Here is a 21,918-nt window from a genome sequence, read left to right as displayed (position 1 = left end):
TTTAGCACATTCAGTTAAATAAAACGGTTTTGCTTGGCGGTTTTTATAGCATCGGCCTTCGAATTTACATCTAGTTTGATATAAATATTCTTCACATGACTACGCACCGTATTTTGATCTATAAACAAATCGTTAGCAATTTGGATCTTGGTTTGACCCGTGGCAATACGTTGTAGAATTTCGGTTTCTCTTTTCGTTAAGGGAGAATTTAGATTTTTTTGAAAGGACTGCATCACAATGCGAGCCACATTCATGCTCATTACGCCGCCACCGTTGCAAACATCCTTAATGGCTTCCGTAATTTTTTCTGTATTCGAATTTTTAGTCAAATAACCATCGGCACCCATATTTAATGCTTCAAAAACCGTTTCTGGAGAGTCGAACACCGTTAAAATGATAACATAAGCATGCGGCAATGTTTTCTTAATTTCTGGGATAGCCTGCAAACCGTTAGTTCCTGGCATATTTATATCCAAAAGGATTACCTGCGGCGCATCTGCTTTTAATTGCTTCCTTGCTAAATCAAAAGATCCGTAGGTATTTACAATTAAGAAATCTTCCTTATCAGAAAGCAACATTTCGTAGCCCTTTCTCAATACTTCGTCGTCTTCAATAATTACAATTCGTAGCTGATTTGTCATATCCTGATAGGTTTTATGTTAGAGATAGATACTTTGGTTCCTTCACCTAACTTCGTTACCATTTCTAAATTTGCATGAATACGTTGGCTCCTGTTTCTTATATTCTGTAATCCCCGACCATTGCCAGTGGCATCCATTTCAAAACCTTTACCGTCATCAAGCACCTCAATTTTAAGCGTTTGATTTTCTTCCTCAAAAACAAAAATATTTACGTTTTTAGCACCTGCATGCTTCAATATGTTCGTCAATATTTCTTTAACAATTAACGTTAAATTCCGATTTTGCTCCATAGACATCTTCCACTTCGTATACCTCTCATCAAACCCGTCCATGTGAAAAGTGATTTGCGTATGCTGAAATAAGTCGATGCCAAAATTTCTAATATGTTGCATGATTTCGTAGACATTATCGCTCTGCGGATCTAAAGCCCACAACACATCTTTGGTTCCAGTGTACAAGAAACCTGCATTTTCCTTAATCAACCTAACTAGTTCTTTTTGCTCTTCTTGCTGGCCATCAATCTTTTTGTCCAAAATTTCTGAAAGCACATTTATTCTAGTGAGTTTGTTGCCAATATCATCATGAAAGTCTTCGGCGGTTTGTTTTCTAATTTTCGCCTGTTCCTCTAACTTTATAGCTTCTCTCCGTTTTCTAGCTCGTTCTTTTGTATTAAGGATGATGTAAACCGTTGCCCAAATCAGTAAAACAATAACGATAAATGCCAATACTTTAAACCATGAGGTTGCATAAAAGGGTGGATCAATCACAAAAGAGAAAGTTACTGTTCTAGATTTTTCACCATTTACTTCTGCAAAAACTTTAAATGTGTAATTGCCCGGAGGAAGTGCAAAATATTCTGCTTGGGTGCCAGAAACCTGTTCGCCAAAATCCTTATCAAACCCTTGCAAATAATAACGGTACAACACATACTGCGGATTAGCGAGACTAATGCCTTTGTAATTGATAGTAATGTGGTTTTGGGAATGTTTAAGATTGACTACTGGCAACTTTTCTAACGATGAATTTAATGCAATCTTTTTTTCATTAGTTTTTCTATCGACGATATGTACAGCCTTAATGAAGATAGCCGGCGCAGCTTGTTTCTCTCTTAACAACTTGGTGTTACACAATACAACTCCAGTTGTAGTGCCCACTAGAATATCATCCTGAAAGCTGATCATTGCATTTTGGTTCGCTTCTACGACAGGAGAATTCCCTTTAATTATTTGATAGCGTTGAGCCGCTGCATTGTATTTAAGTTTATTTATACCTCTGCCAGTACCTAACCATAAAGTTCCATGTTGATCAAACGTTGCGCTGTAGATGTCGTTAGAGCTTAAACCATCAGCATTTAAATAGCGTTTTACAGTTTTAGTTTTGATATCATAGCTGACTAATCCATCGCCAATGGTACAGAAAAACAATACATTTTTATTTTTTACAACTCCTGTTACGTAAGCATTTTTCAGTTCGTTAATTGTAAACTGGCTATCTATTTTTTGATTTTTTATGAGGTAAACGCCAGAAGAAGTGCCGAGGATAACACTATCTTTACGATGATGGAATAAACAAGAAACCCAGCCTTTAAAGCCAATTATTTTCTCTAATCTATTTTTTGCCAAATAGGTAACAGCATTTATCTCACCTAAATAGAAATTCCTAGCTTCATCTTGAGCCAGAGCGGCAATATTTGTGCCTTTGGTAAAGGGCATTTGTGTAAAAGTTGCTCCGTTGTACTTCCAAAGTCCTTCATTTTGTAGAGATACGAGAATATTGCTATCTCGATCTGCTGTTACGAAATAAAGGTGTTTATCTCTGATTTTTTCAGCTTCGGGTTGGGTGATATTCTCGCCATCAAAACGATACAAACCTTTATTGAAAGTAGAAACCCAGAGCTTCCGTTGTTTGTCCATTGCTATACCACTAACCGGATAAGCTAAATCTCGCCCTTTAAATCTATCGTACTTTATAAAAGCATCACCTTCGTATCTAAAAATACCATCGCCAAAACTCGAAAGCCAAATATTGTTCTCTACATCTTTAAGCACAACATTAACTCTGTTTGTTTTCAGCCCATTTTGCTCATTAAAAATTATGGGGATTTGCCCAGCTTTAAGCAGATATGCACCTTTTTGGGTAGCTACCCAAATACTTCCGTCGGCATCTTGCGCAATATCAAAGTAGCTTTCTACATCTGGTTTATAAAATAATGAGGTCACATTTCCATTTGTTGAAGCGAACACGCCGTTTCTGATGGTGGCTAAATAAAACTTATCGGCATCCTTATGATCAAAAAGCAATTTAACCACATAATTATTTGCAGCATCGGCTGGAAAAACAGCATGCGGTATCCATTTACTTTTTTCTAATTTGAAAACACCCACCCGCCTAACAAACACATGTAAGTTTCCTTGTTTATCTTTATTTAAGCAAGTAACAGACTCTCCATCAGCCACATTCACGAATACAACTTTATTTTGTTGAAGCTTAAACAATTTTCGATTGGATAAACCCCAGATGTTTCCCTGTAGGTCCGTTTGCAAACTATAAACATCAATCCCCTCAACTACTTTCGTAACCTTGCCATGGTGAATAAGATTGATTCCATTATCGGTTCCTACCCAAATTTGGCCTTTGCTGTCTTCCAAGATACAACCAACATTGTTCGACAATAATCCATCGGCTTTGGTAAAGGATTTAAAAGTAAGACCGTCGAAATTGCTAACGCCGCCAAAGCTACCTAACCAAAGTGTGCGATCTTTTGCCTGATAAATAGTGCTTACCTGCGACTGCGGTAAACCTTCTTTTAGATTGTAATTGGTAAAATTATAGTTTTGAGACCAAAGCAATTTTGGCAGAGCAAGGATAAAAATAAAAACACATAATTGCCTAGTTAACATCTCCAAACAAAATAATCATATTTACATTGGTAAAAAATCACCCCAAACGGGTGATTTTTATATAAGACTGCACAAGTAAGGACTTTGTTGCAAACTGTCGTGTTTTTTATCTTAAAGAATTATCTTCGAAATAGATTTAGTAGTAATTCGAGGATTAATCAAGCACAATGAAAATTTCACCAGTTATTGAAGCTATAGCGCTTTCTAAAATTTTAGAAAATAGTAATGTGATGATTTTTGATGTGAGCAATGGTAAAAATGCTCGAACTAATTATGAAGCCGAACATATAGCCGGTGCAATTTTTATCGACTTGAATTCTCAATTAGCACAAATTAAGGAAGATTTTTCAAACGGAGGTAGACATACCTTACCTACCGTCGAAGGCTTTGCAAAGAAGATAACAGAATTAGGAATTTCCAAAGACAGTCACGTGGTGATTTACGATGATAAAAATGGTTCTAACGCGGCAGCAAGATTTTGGTGGATGTTGAAATCAGTTGGACATCAAAACGTTCAAGTGCTAAACGGTGGTTTAGCCGAAGCAAAGAAGTCAAACATTCCCTTAAGTTCAGTTGTAACAACTCCGCAAAAAGCGAACGAAGCTTACAAATTGGAGAAATGGCACTTACCAACAGTGCTAATTAGTGAAGTAGAAACAGCATCACAAAACCCAAGTTATTTGATTATTGATGTTAGAGATAAAGAAAGATTTGACGGTTTAACAGAACCAATAGATTTAATTGCTGGCCATATTCCCGGAGCTAAGAATATCCCTTTTACAGAAAATTTAGATGAAAATGGATTGTTTCTTAAACCGCAGCAATTAAAAAGCAAGTACGAGAAAGCATTCGGAAAAATGAAATCAGACCAGATTATTGTGCATTGCGGATCTGGAGTGACCGCCTGCCACACCTTATTGGCATTGGATTACGCTGGCATAGCAATCCCTAAACTTTATGTAGGTTCTTGGAGCGAATGGAGCCGGAATGGTAAAAAAATCGAGACAGCAGAAGGTTAAGTCCTAAATCCCAACTATATCTTTCTTTTTCCTATTCTTCATCCCTTTTGGAATAAGCGCTAAAACTTCCTCTTTCAAAGCATTTAGCATCTTCTTTTTCACAAAGCTTTTATGTGTTACCAAACTAATTTCGCGTACGGGTTCTGGAGATTTAAAGTAACGCACTTTGTTTAACTGCTTCGTATTTAAATCGTGTAGCGAAAGTTCTGGCAATAAGGTTGTACCATCATTTACATCCACCATTCTAATTAAAGTTTCTACGCTACCAGTGTTGTAAGTTAAGGCTTGTAGCTTGTTGTTTTTGGTAGATCTACAAATGTTCAACACCTGCGAACGCATACAGTGGCCTTCATTTAGTAACCAGATGTTCTCTTCCTCGAAATCTTCTGCATCGATGGTTTTCTTTTTGTAGAGCTTACTGTTTTTACTTACATAGCCAACAAAAGTTTCATAGTACAAAGGTTGCTCGGCAATATTAGCATCAACCAAAGGCGTGGCCAAAATACCACAATCTATTACACCTGTTTTTAAATGATGTATGATGTCTTCGGTAGTGTATTCCCAAATTAGCAGCTTTAAGTCTGGATATTTCCCTAACATTGAAGCAATAACCTCTGGCAACAAATAGGGTGCAATGGTTGGAATAATACCAATTTTAAGCTCGCCTGTAATATCTTGCTCTTGATTACTGATGATTTCCTTGATCTTGCTATTCTCCTGTAAAACAATTCGAGCTTGCTCAATAATTTGAGATCCAATTTCGGTAGGCGTCACAGGTTGCTTGCTCCTATCAAAAATCTTCACGTTAAGAAATTCTTCGAGCTTTTGTACCTGCATACTCAGTGTTGGCTGGGTAACAAAGCATTTTTCGGCAGCACTAACAAAACTTCTGTAAGTATCTACGGCAACAATATATTCGAGTTGAACTAAGGTCATATAGCTAAAATTGATATCAACACTATTTAGCTATAAATTTAGACAATAACTTTGAAAAAGAAGAATTAAACCATTAAGAACTTATGCCCTTAATGGTTTAAATAAACTACTGCACCGTATATTCTTTTGACTGTATTGTATGTGCACTGAAGTAGCCGATAGCACCGCCTTTAATATTACTTACTGGATTGGCTGGTGCCGCACTATCGCCACCTCCCTGTGCGCCGTTATCTACACTAAACCAATATTTATACACGGACTCTTCGATCGTTGAGAATTCCAATTTTATTCTATCGCCTTTTTTCAGTTTACTTTCTTCAGTAAACTCGTAAGGGAATATAGTTTGATTTACGGTTTTTCCATCACTGAATTCATCGTTAGATACAATGATAGCCCTAGTGTAAACGCCATTTTTATACTCTTTGAAGCGATAAAAGTTTTTCACTCCGATTGGATCGGTATATTTCACATGAGTAAACAACCTTGGTCCATCAAATAAGTTTAACTCAAATTGATAAACATCTTCCAACGGCACAATGGCTGGCATTACGCAAGTTGACGTAAAAGTTTGTCCATCAACAGATATTTTAAGCTTGTAAGGCATTCCCGGCGCTCCCCTTAAGTTTGGGCTAGTGTAAACACCTTTTGGCATTTCAATTAGTTGGCTATTCATTCCCGAAGCATGTTCAATTTGTACCAAAGCGTTGGGCACACCTTCAAAATCGTTGGTGCTGTTATAGGTTTTGGTTTTACTTATAACAACCCTCGCACCGCCAGCTTGATCAGTTATTGAAGCCTCTATTACGTATTTCTCTGGCGCATTTTTTAACTCCAGATCAATCACTTCTTCGCAGGAAGAAAATCCAATTACCAATAAAAAAAGACCTGCGATATATTTAAAATTTGTCATGAGTATCAGCTATTAAAATTTGAAATTATAAGATATTGAAGGCAACCATTGAAACAAAGTAGTACGAACAATCTCGGTTCTACTCGGATCGTTTTCTGCCTCTCGGAAGTTGATTGAGTAGGCATTTTTTCTACCATAGGCATTGTACAAACTGAAAGAAAGTTCTGAACTGTAATTCTTTCTCTTTTTCAATTGAAGGTTGGCTCCTAAATCTAACCTATGGTAAGATGGCATTCGGTAAGTGTTTCTATCTGTGTAGTAAAAGAAAACCTGTCCATCCATATTGTATTTCCCTACCGGAAACGTGATGGCATCGCCAGTGTAATAAATCCACGATGCACTAAGGCTCCATTTTTCATTGAGTTGGTAAGAACCTACCAAAGCCAATTCATGCGTTCTATCTTGACGGGCATTGTACCAATTGCCGCCATTAATTCCATCTATTTTTCGTTCTGTTTTAGAGAGTGTGTAGCTCAACCATCCGGTAAAATCACCCTTCTTTTTCTTAAATAACATTTCTAAACCGTAGGCTCTTCCTATACCATAAAGCAGTTGCGTTTCAATATTATCAGAATTAAATGTTTCAGCTCCGTCTCTGTAGTCAATCTGGTTATCTAGGGTTTTGTAATAGGTCTCTACGTTTAACTCAAAAGCATTTTCGAACAAATTACGGTAATAGCCTACCGCAACTTGGTCTGATATTTCGGGTTTTACCATCAACGAACTTGGCAACCATTTATCGCTCGGGCGACTAGAAGTCGAGTTAGAGATCATATGCATATTCTGTGCGTTCCTTACGTACGACGCCTTCACAGAACTTTCTTGGTTTAGCAAATAGCTTAACGATAAACGAGGTTCCAGGTTGAGATAGGTTTTCACAAACTCACCTTTCTTGTAGTAAGTTGAATTAATGATACTCCCCTCCGGATCAACCGTTAGAAAATCACCACCACCAAGTACACTAAAGCTGGTTAATCGCAATCCGAAACCAATGTTCAGTTTTTCTGAAGCCTGCCAGTCGCTTGATGCGAAAACCGCATTTTCCCAAGAAAATTTCTCTTGGTAATTCACATCATTAAAGCTCGATTGACCTTGCGAAGTTACCTCGCCCGGAGTTACTGTATGGTGAATAGAGTTGAACCCGAACTTAATTAGGTTGTTATCTGAAGCCTGCCAGAAGAAATTCTGTTTCAAGCCCCAATCTTTTAACTGCGAGAAAATACGAACGTTGTCTATGCCTGTATTTACTTCAATTTTATTCTGATAGCTCGTGAAAGAACCAGTGGTTGTTGAGCTCAGCTTGTTAGAAAATATATGTCGCCACTGCGCACTTGCAATGCCATTACCCCAGCTTAAGCCAAAAGTTTTTGCTAAACCCAACTTATCACTACCTAAATAACCGCTAAAGCTCAGCTTATCTTTCTCTCCCAACTGGAAATCAGCTTTTCCGTTCACATCGTAAAAGTACATGGTGTTCTGGTTGATGGCGCTATCGGGCGAAAGCCTCAAAAGTGCATCTACGTAAGTTCTTCTACCAGAAATAATAAAAGATGATTTATTTTTCTGAATTGGACCTTCTAAAGTAAGTTTCGAAGAGATTAAACCAATACCGCCAGAAGCAGAGAATTTATCAGTATTGCCTTGGCGCATTTTAATGTCTAACACTGATGAAAGCCTGCCACCAAATTGCGAAGGCATTCCGGTTTTGTACACGGTAATGTCTTCTACCGCATCTGGATTAAAAGTGGAGAAGAAACCCAACAAGTGTGCGGCATTGTAAACGGGTACATCGTCCATCAGCACCAAGTTTTGATCTGCCGAACCGCCCCGAACATAAATACCAGCGCCGCCTTCGCCAGCAGATTTTATTCCCGGCAGGAGTTGAATAGCTTTCAAGACATCGCGTTCGCCGAAAATAAGCGGAATATTTTTGATCGTTTTCATACTCAATCGCTCTGCGCCCATTTGCGGACTTGCCAAACTGCGATCGTCTCTGGCAGTAGAAATTACAATTTCATCGAGGTTATTGGCGCTGTCTTCTAATTCGAAATTAAGAGTTTGATTTTTGGACACCTTTAGTTTTTTTGTCAAGGTGGTCATGCCCACAGCACTGATGATGAAGGTGTAGTTTCCCGCCTTTAGTTCTACTTCATAATTGCCCAAGCTATCTGCCATCACATTGCGTTTAGCTTCAACAATGTTGATGGTTGCCGCCTCTATTTGGCTTTCAGCCGATTTTACCTTGCCAGAAATTTTAAAAGTTTGTTGAGCTGATGAATTTGAGCTGCTTAGTACAATAAAGCTGAATAAAAATAAGATCAGCTTAAAGAGATTAGATGTCATTTACGTATCGGAATTTATTTGTGTATTAATTAATGGTAATTTGAAGTATGACAACGAAAAAAGAACATACCCCTACGTTTCCAGTAATTTTTTCGCAAGTTAAATAGAATGAAAGCATTTATATCTTAAGGAAAAGTTAAATCTCTAGCATTAGATAGCCTTTTGCTCGATTAGTTACTTGATATAAATAACGGAATAGCTAATTAAATCTTACTTTTGTACTTTAATTTGTAGTAGTGGGAAAAGATAAACTCAGAAAATTTGCGGAAATAGACACTTTTCCGAATGTATATCAATTAGATGAAGCCAAAGTACTGAAAGGTAAATGGGCGGCAGCGCATTTCAAGAATGAAAACCCTATTGTTTTAGAGCTAGCTTGCGGAAAAGGCGAATATTCAGTTGGCTTAGCCAGGCTTTTTCCTGAGAAAAACTTTATCGGTGTTGACCTAAAAGGAAATAGAATTTGGCGTGGAGCTAGAACAGGTGTAGATGAGGGAATTCCAAACCTTGCTTTTCTTCGCATTCAGATTGAAGATTTAATAGAGTACTTTGGAGAGAAAGAGATCGACGAAATCTGGATCACTTTTGCAGATCCGCAGCCTCAAATAAGCAGAGAAAAGAAACGTTTAACTTCACCAAATTTCTTATCGAAGTATAAAATTCTATTGGTGGATGGAGGTAAAATCAATCTGAAAACCGATAACGATGGCCTGTACGGCTATACCAAAGAAAAGGTAGCAGAACATGGTTTGGTTACACATAAAGACACTGATCATCTATATCAATCTGATTTAGCGGATGAAGTGCTTTCTATCAAAACACATTACGAACGCATTTACCTTAAAAAGGATAAAAACATTAACTATATTCAGTTTTCGTTTGGTTAGAACAAAGCCGTCATTGCCAGGCACGAAGCAATCTCATGAAGATAGCTATTTGCTTTAAGATTGCTTTGTGCCTCGCAATGATGAGAAATTCAACTTGAAATGGACACAAATTTCTACGAACAGGTTTTTGAAGTGGCAAGGTTAGTTCCCAAAGGAAGGGTAACTTCTTATGGTGCTATAGCCAAAGCTTTAGGCGTTGCTAATTCATCGAGAATGGTGGGACATGCAATGGCTTACGCAGGGCAAGCTAGTCCGAAAGTACCTGCGCATAGAATTGTAAACAGTAGCGGATTACTAACTGGCCGGTTTCATTTTTCGCCACCAACATTGATGCAGGAACTACTGGAAAAAGAAGGCATTACGGTAATTAATGATAAAGTAAAGAATTTTAAGCAGGTGTTTTGGGATCCTTTGCAGGAATTATAAAGTCAGAAGTCCGATGATATTATCGCATATTAATCATTCAACACTTAATCATTTTTTAAAATGGGAAAATTAGTAGAAGAATTTAACGATTATCGCTCTAAAATGAATGAGCGTGTAATGGAAACAGCAAACACCAACATTAAACGCTTTTTTGCGCTAGATACTACTTCTTACGCAGATGGCGCATTAAATGTAAAGACTAAGGAAATGTTGGGCTTAGTAGCTTCGATGGTTTTAAGATGCGATGACTGCATTAAATATCACCTAGAAAAATGCTACAACGAAGGCGTTAGTGATGATGAAATGAACGAAATATTTATGATCGCGAACTTGGTTGGAGGCTCCATTGTTATCCCTCATTACCGCAGAGCTGTAGAGTTTTGGGATGACTTAAAGAAATAATCTCATCAACCACCAAGACGCAAAGATCACTAAGAAATTATGATAATGAACAAGCCTTCTGTTACTATAGAATATTGTCCAAAGTGCGGATGGCTATTGCGTTCTGCCTACTTTGCTCAAGAACTGTTGACGACATTCTCTGAAGAACTTGGTGGTGTAACACTAAAACCCAGTGAAACGAATGGCACATTTCTAATTTCTGTGAATGATAAGTTGATTTTTGATAGAAAAATGGAAAACCGCTTTCCAGAAATTAAAGAATTGAAGCAACTAGTAAGAGATATTGCTTGTCTTGATAAAAGCTTAGGACATTCGGATAGGAGATGAACATTAAGACGTTAAGAGGGAATTAATACTTACTGAATTTTTGAAACTTGGTAAGTCTCAACGTTCTCAAATTACTTCACCGACTCATTATACGACTTCACTAAAGCAATCAGCATTTTTTCATCAAAAAACTCGGTTGCTTTAATGCTCTCAGTTAAGCCTTCATCGCCAGTAAGTTTAGCTAACAGCAAGTTTTTAGTAGCGGCTGTTCTAGAGCCATCTGCAGCAATTTCTTGCATAGGTCCTGTTCCTGGTTTTTCGATAAAGTAGAAAACTTTAGCTTTTGGGGGTGCTCCAGCTGGTCTTTCGACATCGCCCCCACGATTACCACCAAGGTTAATACTTACACCGCCACCCATGCCACCGCCCATTCCGCCACCAGTTCCCATACCAACTCCAAAAGTTGGACGGGCTTTTGCACGAGGCTGCACAGGTTCGTCAACACCCGATGTTCCGCCTACGGCATATAGATTTACTTTTCCGCTTTCTACCAATTTAAAGAACTTAACTACTGCTTTCTTACCAACAATGTAGGGCTTACTCTCGTAGGTATCGCCATTCCATAAAAATGATCTGATATCCTTTGCTTTGTATTCCTTTAAACCCTGCTCTTCCAATTGGATAAAAACAGATTCGTAATTGGTGCCCTTAATTTCGCCACGCACAAAATTACCTTCGCTAATTAACACTGCATCTTGCGCAAATACAGCAACAGCAACAAAAAAGAATATAAAAAAGAATACTGATTTTCTCATGAAAACAAATAACGTAAATTTTTGGATGATGTTTTGTTAAAAAGCCTTAAAACATCATTGATAGATATTAACTTTACCCAAAGTTGAAAAGATTTCTCCTTTCAGTCGGTGACAGTAAAGAGAAATGACCATTTAAACTATAAATATGAGCAACAAAAAACTTTTCCTTTTAGACGGAATGGCGCTAATCTACCGAGCGCATTTTGCACTAAGCAAAAATCCTCGTTTCACATCAACAGGTGTTAATACTTCGGCTGTTATGGGTTTTACAAACACACTGCTAGAAGTACTAAAAAAGGAAAAACCTACACATATTGCAGTAGTTTTCGATACCGATGCTCCTACAGAAAGACATACGGAATTCGAAGCCTATAAAGCTCATCGTGAGGCAATGCCCGAAGATTTATCGAAAGCTATCCCTTATATTTTTAGGTTAATAGAAGGCTTTAATATCCCTGTAATTACCAAGGATGGTTACGAGGCTGATGATATTATTGGAACGCTAGCCAAGGAAGGCGAAAAAGCGGGTTTCCAAGTGTATTGCATGACACCAGATAAGGATTTTGCACAACTAGTTTCTGACAATATTTTCATTTACAAACCTGCTCGTATGGGCAATGAAATGGAAATTTTAGGCGTTCCAGAGGTTTTGGCCAAATGGGAAATTGAAAACGTTTTGCAGGTAATAGATATTTTAGGTTTATGGGGCGATGCTGTAGATAATATTCCTGGAATTCCTGGAATTGGAGAAAAAACTGCGAAAGCCTTAATTAAGCAATATGGCAGCATGGAGAATATTATTGCCAACAGCCACGAACTGAAAGGAAAGCAAAAAGAGAACGTAGAAAACTTCGCAGAACAAGGATTGATTTCTAAAAAACTGGCAACTATTATTTTAAATGTCCCAGTAGAGTTTAACGAACAACAATTATTACTCGAAGAACCAAGTAAAGAATTGTTAGAACCTTTGTTTGCCGAGTTAGAATTTAGAACCATTGGCAAACGTGTATTTGGCGATGCTTTTAGTGTAAACGAAGGCAAATCTAATGGTCAGCAAGATCTGTTCGGAAATGCGGTAGCTACAAAAGAAATTGAAAATCAACCTTCACTATTTGACACGCCGATTGATGCTAAAAATATAGATAACACTCCACACGAATATCATTTAGTTAACACTCCCGAAGCCAGGAAAGAACTAATTGCTTTACTATTGCAACAAAATCGGATTTCTTTTGATACCGAAACGACAGGAACCGATGCTAATTTTGTGGATTTGGTAGGTCTATCATTTTCAGTTGAAGCTGGGAAGGGATATTACATTCCAACGCCTCAAAATAAAGAAGAAACCCAAGCGATTTTAGAAGACTTTCGACCTGTTTTTGAAAGCGAGCATATCGTTAAGATTGGTCAGAATATTAAGTACGATATGTTGGTGCTTAAATGGTACGACATTAACGTGAAAGGTGAGCTATTTGACACGATGTTGGCACATTACCTGATAGATCCTGATACCAGACATGGCATGGACGTGCTTTCGGAGAATTATTTAGGCTATACACCAATTTCTATCACTTCGTTAATTGGCGCTAAAGGAAAAGGTCAGTTGAACATGAAAGACGTTCCTGTAGAAAAGGTTATTGATTATGCGGCAGAAGATGCCGATGTAACCCTGCAACTAGCGAATATTTTTGAACCGATGTTGTTGGAGAGAAATGCCACGAAACTTGCTACAGAAATTGAAAACCCTTTGATTTATGTACTGGCGGATATGGAGAAGGAAGGCGTTAGAATTGATGCTGAAACTTTAGCCACTTATTCGGCGCAACTACAGGAAGAAATTTCGAAAGCAGAATTAAGTGTTTACGAAAAAGCAGGACTGAAATTCAATTTGGCTTCACCGAAGCAATTAGGGGAAGTTCTTTTTGACCATCTAAAATTAGATCCAAAGGCGAAAAAAACCAAAACTGGCCAATATCAAACTGGCGAAGATGTTTTAACTGCATTGGCTAGTAAAAGTGATATCGTTCAGGATATTTTGGATTTCCGCCAGATGCAGAAACTGAAATCTACTTATGTTGATGCATTGCCTTTGTTAGTAAATCCGAGAACGGGCAGAGTACACACGAGTTACAATCAGGCGGTTGCCGCAACTGGCAGATTGAGCTCTAACAATCCTAACTTGCAGAATATCCCTATTAAAACCGATAGAGGCAGGGAAGTAAGAAAAGCTTTCATTGCGAGAGATGAAAATCACATCCTTTTATCTGCCGATTATTCACAAATTGAGTTGAGGATTATTGCGGAAATTAGCAAGGAAACAAACATGTTAGATGCCTTTTTAAACGGCATTGATATTCACACCGCTACGGCAGCCAAAGTTTACGGAATTGGTATAGACGAAGTGACTTCTAACCAACGTAGAAATGCAAAAGCTGTGAACTTCGGTATTATTTACGGTCAATCGGCATTTGGTTTATCGCAGAATTTGAATATTCCTCGTAAAGAAGCGGCTGAAATCATTGAGCAATATTTCATTCAATATCCAGGCATTAAAAACTATATGAGTGATACCATGAATTTTGCTCGTGAAAACGGTTATGTAGAAACTATTATGGGCCGCCGTAGGTATTTAAGAGACATCAACTCGGCAAACATGACCGTTAGAGGTTACGCAGAGCGAAATGCTATAAATGCTCCAATTCAAGGTTCGGCGGCAGATATGATCAAAATTGCGATGATCAACATCCATAAAGATATGGCAGCTCAAAAATTACAATCTAAAATGACCATGCAGGTGCATGATGAGTTGGTGTTTGATGTAATTAAAAGCGAAAAAGAAGCGGTGAAAGAAATCATCACCCATAGAATGAAAACGGCCATAAAAACCGAAGTACCAATTGAGATAGAAATCGGTGAAGGTGTGAATTGGCTAGAGGCGCACTAACAAAAAATAAATACGTACAGGCGCAATATTTTGCGCCTCAACAAAAATTAAAAATGAAAAAATTAACGCTTATCCTATTATTAGCAATAGCAAAAATCGGCTTTGCTCAAAATACCGACCGCAATAATTCGCAGCAAGATACAACTTTGGTTTACAATAGCCCAATGTACACCAAAGACCCTGTGCGTTCTAAATGGCGGCCGGTAATTAAACGTGAAGGCAATTTTTACCAAGTTTCGTTTTACGACCGAAAAGACATTCTTCAGGAGGTGATTAGCTTTGAAGACATAGAGCTAACAGTGCGAAAAGGCGCATATACAAAATTTGTTAAAGGCAAGCTTAAAGAAAAAGGAGACTACGACAAAGGCCATAGACACGGCGAATGGATTACCTATATTACCGATGGTGGCGAGATACAGAAAGTTGAAAACTACACCTATGGAAAGCTAGACGGTAAATTCACCCAATATTGGTATGGCAATAGGGAAGAGGGAAACTTCACTAACGGCAAAAAATCTGGCAGCTGGACATATATTTACAAAGAGGGTAAAATAGCGGGAGAAGAAAGCTACGATGAGACCGGCAAGAAAATAATTAGTAAGTATTATGATAAAAATGGAGGGGAACTTAAATATGAAGATTTATTTTCTCCACCAACTTACAAAGGTGGTTTAAGAGATTTCTATAGATATCTCTCTTCAGAAATTAAGTATCCATCTCAATCTGCCAAACAAGGCATTCAAGGTACGGTAATCCTTAGTTTTAGTGTAAAGAAAAATGGTGATGTAGAGGATGTGAATATCGAAAGATCTCCTAATAATGAGCTCGCAATAGAAGCAATGCGGGTGCTTGAGCTGTCTCCAGATTGGATGCCAGGCAAAATGTTTGGCGAAGTAGTGAATGTGCGATATAATATCCCAATTAAATTCTCTCTAAACAGATAACATTCTGTATATTACATCGTTATTAACACAAAACTACATACATGAAAAAACTATTAACTCTAGCTGCCATTGCCCTATTTGGCTTAAGCAGCACATTTGCACAAACCACAACAACAGTAAAGCAAACCCCTAAAAAAACTACAGTAACAACAAAAACTAAATCTACAAGCGCAAAGCTTAAAGCCGATGGTACACCAGATATGCGTTACAAAGAAAATAAAGCTAAGAAAGTTGTTGTAGCAGGACCCAAGAAGAAAGACGGCACTGCCGATATGAGATATAAAGCAAACAAAACAGCCGCTAAAAAGAAAGGCTAACTGACAAAAAGAAAGTCCCGACGTAATGTCGGGACTTTTTTATTTAACACTTACAAAAGTTTAACTTTTGTATACTATCATTTTAACGGTAAAGATGAGGGCTTTGCCGTTAAAAAACTTCGCAAGTCTAACTAAATTCCTTTATTGGTTACAATTCTATCGTTTCGCCAATTGTAGGCAATAACAATTGTTTTTGTGCTCTTTTAAATACTTCAACAGCAGTGTATTTATCAATCTCAATTACTGGAAAAGAATCATAATGTACCCCAATTACTTTATTGCAGTTCACGTATTCTGCAGCTATTGCGGCGTCACTTGCATCCATGGTATAATTACCACCAATTGGTAAAATCGCGTATTCTAATTGGTACAGTTCGGCCAAAAGTTTCATTTCTAAAGTCAAGCCTGTATCTCCAGCAAAATAAATCTGTTTATCATCCACATCTAGAACAAATCCAGCAGGATTACCGCCATAAGAACCATCTGGCAAACTGCTAGAGTGTGTTGCCGTAACCATACGCACCGTTCCAAAATCGAACTTAAACTTGCCAATGTTCATATCATGGATATTGGTTACGCCCTGCTTTTGCAACCACCCAGCTATTTCTGGCATACAGATTACTTTAGCGTTAGTTCTTTTAGCAATGTCTACCAAATCTGCCACGTGGTCGGCATGACCATGACTTACCAAAATATAATCAGCTTCAATTTTAGCGATATCAATATTTTTCGCTAATGGATTTCCGCTAATAAAAGGATCGAATAAAAGTTTTGCAGATGATGTTTCTAATAAAAAGCATGACTGCCCGTAGTATGTGTATTTCATTTCTTTGAGATATGGTAATTCGGTTTATTATAAAGCTATTAATCTTTCAGCTTTGGTCTTCGGTCTAAAAAGGCTTAACTGCCAAACAGACCGCCTAATCCGCCCAACATGTCTTTAGTAGCGGCTTGCATTTCAACAGCACTCACTTGCTCAGCCTGCGCCAAAGCCTTGTTAACCGCAGCTTGTAGCAATTCCTCTAATTCTTCTTTGTCAGCTTTTTCATAAAATTCATCGGTAATTGCAATAGCAGTAATTGCCTTATTTGCGGTAGCAGTAACCTTAATTGCACCACCTTCTACCTCACCAAATACAGAAATGGTATCTAATCTTTTCTTAATTTCTTCGGCCTTGCCTTGTGCAGCCATTAATTTATCAAACATGTTATTATATTTAAAATGTATTAACAAGCGATGAAGCTCGCTCCAAAAGTAAAAATCAAATTGCTAATAAAAGATAAAAACCCCAAAGTTTAAACTAAGAGGTTTATCAAAAGGTTTTAAAATTCTTTATTTAGTATTGATACCCGTTATCTGCAATTCAACCCTTCTGTCGTTCTTCTCGCCCTTTCCTAACGGGAAATTTGCCATCATGCCCTTATAAGTCAATCTTTTTTTGTCTACACCTTTATAGATGAGGTAATCGTAGATAATTTTTGCCCTGGCTTGCGATAGGTTATAATCTCCAGTTTCGAAATCTTTAACATCTCTACCCGGTGGATTGCAACAAATATGGCCTAATATGGCAATATTGTACTGTTTTTTCTCTTTAATGATATTAGTTATCCTTTCCAAAACTGGAATAGATTCTTCTAAAAGTACCGACCTACTGTTTTCAAATAGAATATTTTCTAGAATGATTTTATCACCAACTTTTAGTGTATCTGATAAAATAGAGTTATCGGTAGCAAACTTTCTTTTCACATAACCAATCACCAAATCTACCCTTCTATTGTAAGCCCTTTGCTCGTTTACATTATTCTGCGCTGCAAGATCTACTTTTCCATTGCCAGTAAGTAATTTAACTTTATCCGTATTAATTCCTCGTTGGTGCAGCAAGTCTTTAACATAGTTTGCTCTATTTACAGAAAGCGTATCGTTATACCCCTTTCGCCCCCTGTCATCGCAATAACCGAGTATCGAAATAGATACAATCTCTTCAGCCTCCATTTCACTTACAAACTGTGCAAAAGCTTCCTTCTGTTTGTCATCCAACACGCTTAAATCGGTATCGAAGAAAAAACTAGTGGTTTTTCTTTTTTGTGCAGCAGCTTCAGTTGCAAAAAGTGAGATATAAAACAGGATTAATAGGAATCCTCTATAAAGCATATACGTTTAACATTTGGCATTATAAAGATAGAAAAACTTCATTCTTTACAAAATAGCTGCATTGTTAAAATTCACTCTGTATAAGAATGTTACTTAGCTCGCTCATATTGTACTGGCCATTTTACATCATCGCCCAATTGTTTTGCTGCTTGCAACGGGAAATAAGGATTTCTGAGCAGTTCTCTGGCAAGAAATATCAAATCTGCTTCTTCATTCTGCAAAATAAGTTCTGCCTGTTCTGCTTCTGTAATTAAACCTACAGCACCTGTTAAAATACCAGCTTCCTTTTTGATCTGTTCTGCGAAACCAACTTGGTAATTTGGCGCAACCGGAATTTGTTGTTCTCTAGCCAAACCACCAGTAGAAGTATCAATTACATCTACTCCTTTCTCTTTCAAAATCTTCGAAAGCGCAACAGACTCTTCTGCATTCCACCCACCATTAACCCAATCTGTCGCAGATATACGCACAAACAAGGGGTTTTCTTGTGGCCAAACTTCTTGAACAGCCTCAACTACTTCTAGTACCAACCTTATACGGTTTTCAAAACTTCCACCGTACTCATCGTTACGTTGGTTGCTTAATGGCGATAAAAACTGGTGCAGCAAATAACCATGGGCCGCATGAACTTCTACTACTTTAAAGCCAACTTCCAAAGCTCTTTTTGTAGCTGCTTTAAAATCTGCTTTCACTTTTTCAATTCCAGCTTTATCTAAAGCGATAGGCATTTTATCTTTCGGGTTAAATTGAATAGCGCTTGGGGCAACTGTATCCCAACCGCCCTTTTCATTATCAACTTGCGCAGGGTTTTCCCAAGGGATATCAAAACTGGCCTTCCTACCTGCATGTGCCAGTTGGATACCAGCCACAGAACCATTTTCATGGATGAAATCAACAATTTCCTTTAACTTGTCTTTTTGCTCATCTTTCCAGATACCCAAATCTACAATAGAAATTCTGCCTTCTGGCGATACAGCCGTAGCTTCTGTAATCACGAGACCCGCACCACCAACGGCTCTACTGCCCAAATGCACCAAATGCCAATTGTTGGCGAAACCATCTACAGAAGAATACTCGCACATTGGAGAAACTACAATGCGATTTTTTAAGGTGATCTTTTTAATTTTTATTGGGGAAAAAAGTAATGACATGTTGTTGTTTTTGATGCAATTTAAGAAGTAAAAAAGCAACAATTACCCTTCTAAAAAGTTGTGAATATTTAATGACAAAGTCAACGGACGACAGATGTCAGCTTTTTACCGATACTTTGCAAAAAATTGTACTTACAGGAATTATGTTTGGGTTGTTAACAAGCACTTCTTAATTCCTTATAGTTTTAGCGGGCTCAATGTGGATGCATTGACCGCTTTCTTATAAAATAAGGCTACAATTTACTGATAGGCATATAACCTAATACAATCTCATCTTCTGGCAAACCATCCGTTGATGTAAATACGAGTTGATACTTAGCTTTCATCTCCTTTGGCAGCACATCTTCAATTTCAAAAACATCATCCACATCTACACCATATTTATCATCAATATGCGGACTAAAATATTGTGTAAAGAATTCGCTTTCTTTAGCATTTTTAATAGCTATGGATTTCTCATCAGCTACCATCAGCATTTTATAATGTAGCTCTTCAAAAACATTAGTTTGATATCCTCCCAAATTCATAAAGAATAAGCGATTTGCAGCATCAGCTTTGCTGTTTCTCTCTACAACTTCTACTTTATAACCATTAACATTATTTACAATCCGGTAAGCATCTAAATGAATTTTACCATTTGCTTCTGGCCAGAAGTCATTAATTGCAGACACCAATTCTTTCACTTCATTTGCAATAGCGAAGAAAATATCGTGTTGTTCGGTATGTCTGCCTTGTGGTTTACAGCCCAGCAAAATCATAAATAGCTTTGGTTTTGTCATGTTTGTTTTGTTTTAGATTTTAACCACATAGACACCTAGCTTTACAATAAACTTAAATAGCAAAACTATATGTCTATGTGGTTACTTTAGTTTTAACAGAAGCATAAAGTTAAGCTAAAACAAAAACAATTACCTTCACGTTTTAAGAAGAAAAAGTAAATCATGTCTATTAACCAACTCCCTCCAGATGGCGGAATACTCTATACTGAAACAAATATGGCTCAACTTTTTCCTGAGCCACTTAATGCTATAACCGCAGTATTTTTCTTATTCATTGCTATATTTTGGACTATCAAAATTAAGGGAAATTTTAAGGCAAATCCGTTTTTAACCTACTGTATAATTTTGCTTTATATTGGTGGTATTGGCGGTACAGTTTATCACTCGCTTAGGCAATGGTCAGTTTTTATAATGATGGATTGGCTACCTATTATGCTACTTTGCGTATCTGCTGGCATTTATTTTTTAGTACAAAGCACCCGTTGGTATTATGCTGTTTTAATGGTTTTCGGCTACGCCGGATTGCAATTTGCACTTAGAGATTTACTTAGCGCAGAAAACGCACATCTTTTCATCAATATTAATTATGCAATGATGGCATTGTTGGTTTTAGTTCCAGTATTAATTCACCTTATTTACACCAAATGGAAAGCAGGAAAATGGGTTGGTTTTGCATTGCTGTCTTTTGCTTTTGCGCTTACTTTTCGCATAGCGGATAAATGGGAGTGGGCAAGTTTCGGAACACATTTCTTATGGCATAGTTTCGGTGCAATAGCAACTTACTGTATGTTTAATTACATCTATCTTACGCAACAAAAACGTACCGAATTATCAACCAGGGGATAATTAATTTTTGTATTTTGAGCACATGAAGATTTTATTTTTCTCCGCCAAACCTTACGACCGTCAATTTTTTGAAACAAGCAACAAAACTTATGGATTTGAACTAGAATTCTGGGAAACACACCTAGGGCCACACATTGTAGATGCGATAAAAAAAAACACTTTTGATGCTGTATGTGTTTTCGTAAACGATAAACTTACTGCCGAGGTAATTGCTACGCTTGCCGAAAAAGGTATAAAAATTATCGCATTGCGCTGTGCCGGTTTTAACAATGTTGATTTAGATGCGGTTAAAAAACATGGATTAAGATTATGCAGAGTGCCGGCTTATTCTCCAGAAGCAGTTGCCGAACATGCGGTGGCAATGTTACTAACGCTGAACCGAAAAACACATAAAGCCTACAATAGAACCAGAGAGCAAAATTTTTCTTTAAATGGCTTGATGGGATTTAATCTCTACCAAAAAACTGTTGGCGTAATTGGAACAGGTAAAATTGGTGCTGCCTTTTGTAAAATCATGTTAGGCTTTGGCTGTAAAGTTATAGCTTTCGACCCCTATGAAAATGAGGAACTAAAGAAATTAGGTGTAACTTACGTTTCATTTAACGAGACGATTAAAACCAGTGATATTATTTCTTTACATTGCCCCTTGACAGAAGACAACAGATACTTGATTAATGAGGCTAGCTTGGCAGAAATGAAGAAAAATGTTACGCTTATCAATACCAGCCGTGGTGCGTTGATAAACACAAAAGATGCGATAGAAGCTTTAAAAACTGGACATATTTTAGGACTAGGAATTGACGTGTACGAGCAAGAGGAAAAGCTATTCTTCAAAGACCTTTCTGGAAGTATTATTGGCGATGATGATATCCAACGATTAATGAGTTTTCCTAATGTTTTGGTAACTGGACACCAAGCATTTTTTACGGAAGAAGCATTAACAGAAATTGCCGCTAGTACATTGGCGAGTGTTGCAACGTTGGGTAAGAATGAAAATCCAAGTGATGCTAACGCGGTATTAGTATAATGTAGTTTGGTTAAGATTTTTGCTTTAGGGCGATAGCCGCAAAATTTCTACGTTCAGCTAATTTTCGGTCTCTTATTTTTCGGGTTGCAGCAATAAGCCGAAGCATTTACTTTGAAAGAAAAATAAGCAACCGAGAGTTTTTGTTACTTTTTGCGGTCAAAAAGTAAGAGCCCAGCGGCGGCGAGCTAAATAAGTAAATAGAACTAAACTTCA

The 21,918-nt window shown here is 37.5% G+C and carries 21 protein-coding genes; 10 read left to right on the top strand and 11 right to left on the bottom strand.

Features of this window, described 5'->3' with window-relative positions; all coding sequences use genetic code 11:
- Positions 1-14: 14 nt before the first annotated feature.
- Together AC23ME_RS02710 and AC23ME_RS02705 are read right to left on the bottom strand one after the other, a co-directional pair.
- Positions 15-641, bottom strand: a complete 627-nt coding sequence (locus AC23ME_RS02710) for a response regulator (protein ID WP_487726208.1) — start codon at positions 639-641, stop codon at positions 15-17.
- Positions 638-3,490 carry a ligand-binding sensor domain-containing protein gene (locus AC23ME_RS02705; RefSeq protein ID WP_487726207.1) on the bottom strand — a complete coding sequence of 951 codons (2,853 nt, stop codon included), beginning with the start codon at positions 3,488-3,490 and terminating at the stop codon, positions 638-640. Before AC23ME_RS02705 ends, AC23ME_RS02710 begins: the two co-directional genes overlap by 4 nt.
- 218 nt (positions 3,491-3,708) lie before the next feature.
- Here AC23ME_RS02705 and AC23ME_RS02700 point away from each other — a divergent pair, with 218 nt between their 5' ends.
- Positions 3,709-4,560, top strand: a complete 852-nt coding sequence (locus AC23ME_RS02700) for a sulfurtransferase (protein ID WP_487726206.1) — start codon at positions 3,709-3,711, stop codon at positions 4,558-4,560.
- Positions 4,561-4,563: 3 nt separating this feature from the next.
- On the opposite strand, the gene AC23ME_RS02695 is transcribed toward AC23ME_RS02700, so the two are convergent.
- The 3 genes from AC23ME_RS02695 to AC23ME_RS02685 all read right to left on the bottom strand — a co-directional run bounded on the left by AC23ME_RS02695 (position 4,564) and on the right by AC23ME_RS02685 (position 8,749).
- Positions 4,564-5,496: a LysR substrate-binding domain-containing protein gene (locus AC23ME_RS02695; RefSeq protein WP_487726205.1), complete on the bottom strand. Its 933-nt coding sequence runs from the start codon at positions 5,494-5,496 to the stop codon at positions 4,564-4,566.
- Between the two features lie 106 nt (positions 5,497-5,602).
- Complete coding sequence (locus AC23ME_RS02690; protein ID WP_487726204.1) at positions 5,603-6,406, bottom strand: DUF4249 domain-containing protein; 804 nt, start codon at positions 6,404-6,406, stop codon at positions 5,603-5,605.
- Between the two features lie 12 nt (positions 6,407-6,418).
- The gene (locus AC23ME_RS02685) at positions 6,419-8,749 is read right to left on the bottom strand and encodes a TonB-dependent receptor (RefSeq protein ID WP_487726203.1); all 2,331 of its coding nucleotides are present in this window, start codon (positions 8,747-8,749) and stop codon (positions 6,419-6,421) included.
- 236 nt (positions 8,750-8,985) lie between these two features.
- On the opposite strand from AC23ME_RS02685, the gene trmB reads away from it, so the two are divergent.
- The 4 genes from trmB (at position 8,986) to AC23ME_RS02665 (ending at position 10,791) form a co-directional block, all read left to right on the top strand.
- A complete protein-coding gene (trmB, locus tag AC23ME_RS02680; protein WP_487726202.1) occupies positions 8,986-9,636 on the top strand; it encodes a tRNA (guanosine(46)-N7)-methyltransferase TrmB in 651 nt (216 codons plus the stop codon).
- Between the two features lie 99 nt (positions 9,637-9,735).
- Positions 9,736-10,062 (top strand): MGMT family protein, encoded by a 327-nt coding sequence (locus tag AC23ME_RS02675; RefSeq protein WP_487726201.1) that lies wholly within the window; start codon positions 9,736-9,738, stop codon positions 10,060-10,062.
- A 60-nt stretch (positions 10,063-10,122) separates the two neighbouring features.
- A complete protein-coding gene (locus tag AC23ME_RS02670; protein WP_487726200.1) occupies positions 10,123-10,464 on the top strand; it encodes a carboxymuconolactone decarboxylase family protein in 342 nt (113 codons plus the stop codon).
- A gap of 45 nt (positions 10,465-10,509) precedes the next feature.
- Complete coding sequence (locus AC23ME_RS02665; protein WP_487726199.1) at positions 10,510-10,791, top strand: Rdx family protein; 282 nt, start codon at positions 10,510-10,512, stop codon at positions 10,789-10,791.
- A 71-nt stretch (positions 10,792-10,862) separates the two neighbouring features.
- Here the strand turns inward: AC23ME_RS02665 and AC23ME_RS02660 are convergent, their stop codons facing one another.
- The gene (locus tag AC23ME_RS02660) at positions 10,863-11,546 is read right to left on the bottom strand and encodes a hypothetical protein (protein ID WP_487726198.1); all 684 of its coding nucleotides are present in this window, start codon (positions 11,544-11,546) and stop codon (positions 10,863-10,865) included.
- Between the two features lie 145 nt (positions 11,547-11,691).
- Here AC23ME_RS02660 and polA point away from each other — a divergent pair, with 145 nt between their 5' ends.
- Genes polA through AC23ME_RS02645 form a run of 3 tightly spaced genes read left to right on the top strand, consistent with a single transcriptional unit; the run spans position 11,692 to position 15,751 of the window.
- Positions 11,692-14,490 carry a DNA polymerase I gene (gene polA / locus AC23ME_RS02655; protein ID WP_487726197.1) on the top strand — a complete coding sequence of 933 codons (2,799 nt, stop codon included), beginning with the start codon at positions 11,692-11,694 and terminating at the stop codon, positions 14,488-14,490.
- Positions 14,491-14,543: 53 nt separating this feature from the next.
- Positions 14,544-15,434 (top strand): TonB family protein, encoded by an 891-nt coding sequence (locus AC23ME_RS02650; RefSeq protein ID WP_487726196.1) that lies wholly within the window; start codon positions 14,544-14,546, stop codon positions 15,432-15,434.
- A 41-nt stretch (positions 15,435-15,475) separates the two neighbouring features.
- Positions 15,476-15,751 carry a hypothetical protein gene (locus AC23ME_RS02645; protein WP_487726195.1) on the top strand — a complete coding sequence of 92 codons (276 nt, stop codon included), beginning with the start codon at positions 15,476-15,478 and terminating at the stop codon, positions 15,749-15,751.
- A gap of 148 nt (positions 15,752-15,899) precedes the next feature.
- Here the strand turns inward: AC23ME_RS02645 and AC23ME_RS02640 are convergent, their stop codons facing one another.
- The 5 genes from AC23ME_RS02640 to AC23ME_RS02620 all read right to left on the bottom strand — a co-directional run bounded on the left by AC23ME_RS02640 (position 15,900) and on the right by AC23ME_RS02620 (position 19,832).
- Positions 15,900-16,577: a metal-dependent hydrolase gene (locus AC23ME_RS02640; RefSeq protein WP_487726194.1), complete on the bottom strand. Its 678-nt coding sequence runs from the start codon at positions 16,575-16,577 to the stop codon at positions 15,900-15,902.
- A 74-nt stretch (positions 16,578-16,651) separates the two neighbouring features.
- Positions 16,652-16,957, bottom strand: a complete 306-nt coding sequence (locus AC23ME_RS02635; RefSeq protein WP_487726193.1) for a YbaB/EbfC family nucleoid-associated protein — start codon at positions 16,955-16,957, stop codon at positions 16,652-16,654.
- 126 nt (positions 16,958-17,083) lie between these two features.
- A complete protein-coding gene (locus AC23ME_RS02630) occupies positions 17,084-17,902 on the bottom strand; it encodes an OmpA family protein (protein WP_487726192.1) in 819 nt (272 codons plus the stop codon).
- An 89-nt stretch (positions 17,903-17,991) separates the two neighbouring features.
- Complete coding sequence (gene namA / locus AC23ME_RS02625) at positions 17,992-19,053, bottom strand: NADPH dehydrogenase NamA (protein ID WP_487726191.1); 1,062 nt, start codon at positions 19,051-19,053, stop codon at positions 17,992-17,994.
- A 233-nt stretch (positions 19,054-19,286) separates the two neighbouring features.
- Positions 19,287-19,832 carry a DUF1543 domain-containing protein gene (locus AC23ME_RS02620; protein WP_487726190.1) on the bottom strand — a complete coding sequence of 182 codons (546 nt, stop codon included), beginning with the start codon at positions 19,830-19,832 and terminating at the stop codon, positions 19,287-19,289.
- 162 nt (positions 19,833-19,994) lie between these two features.
- On the opposite strand from AC23ME_RS02620, the gene AC23ME_RS02615 reads away from it, so the two are divergent.
- Positions 19,995-20,678: a hypothetical protein gene (locus AC23ME_RS02615; protein ID WP_487726189.1), complete on the top strand. Its 684-nt coding sequence runs from the start codon at positions 19,995-19,997 to the stop codon at positions 20,676-20,678.
- A 22-nt stretch (positions 20,679-20,700) separates the two neighbouring features.
- Positions 20,701-21,705 (top strand): 2-hydroxyacid dehydrogenase, encoded by a 1,005-nt coding sequence (locus tag AC23ME_RS02610; protein WP_487726188.1) that lies wholly within the window; start codon positions 20,701-20,703, stop codon positions 21,703-21,705.
- Positions 21,706-21,918 lie beyond the last annotated feature (213 nt).

It is taken from the genome of Pedobacter sp. T50_32 (genome assembly GCF_057652195.1).
Note: the sequence above shows the minus strand (reverse complement) of the source record. Positions and strands in the feature narration are given on the sequence as shown.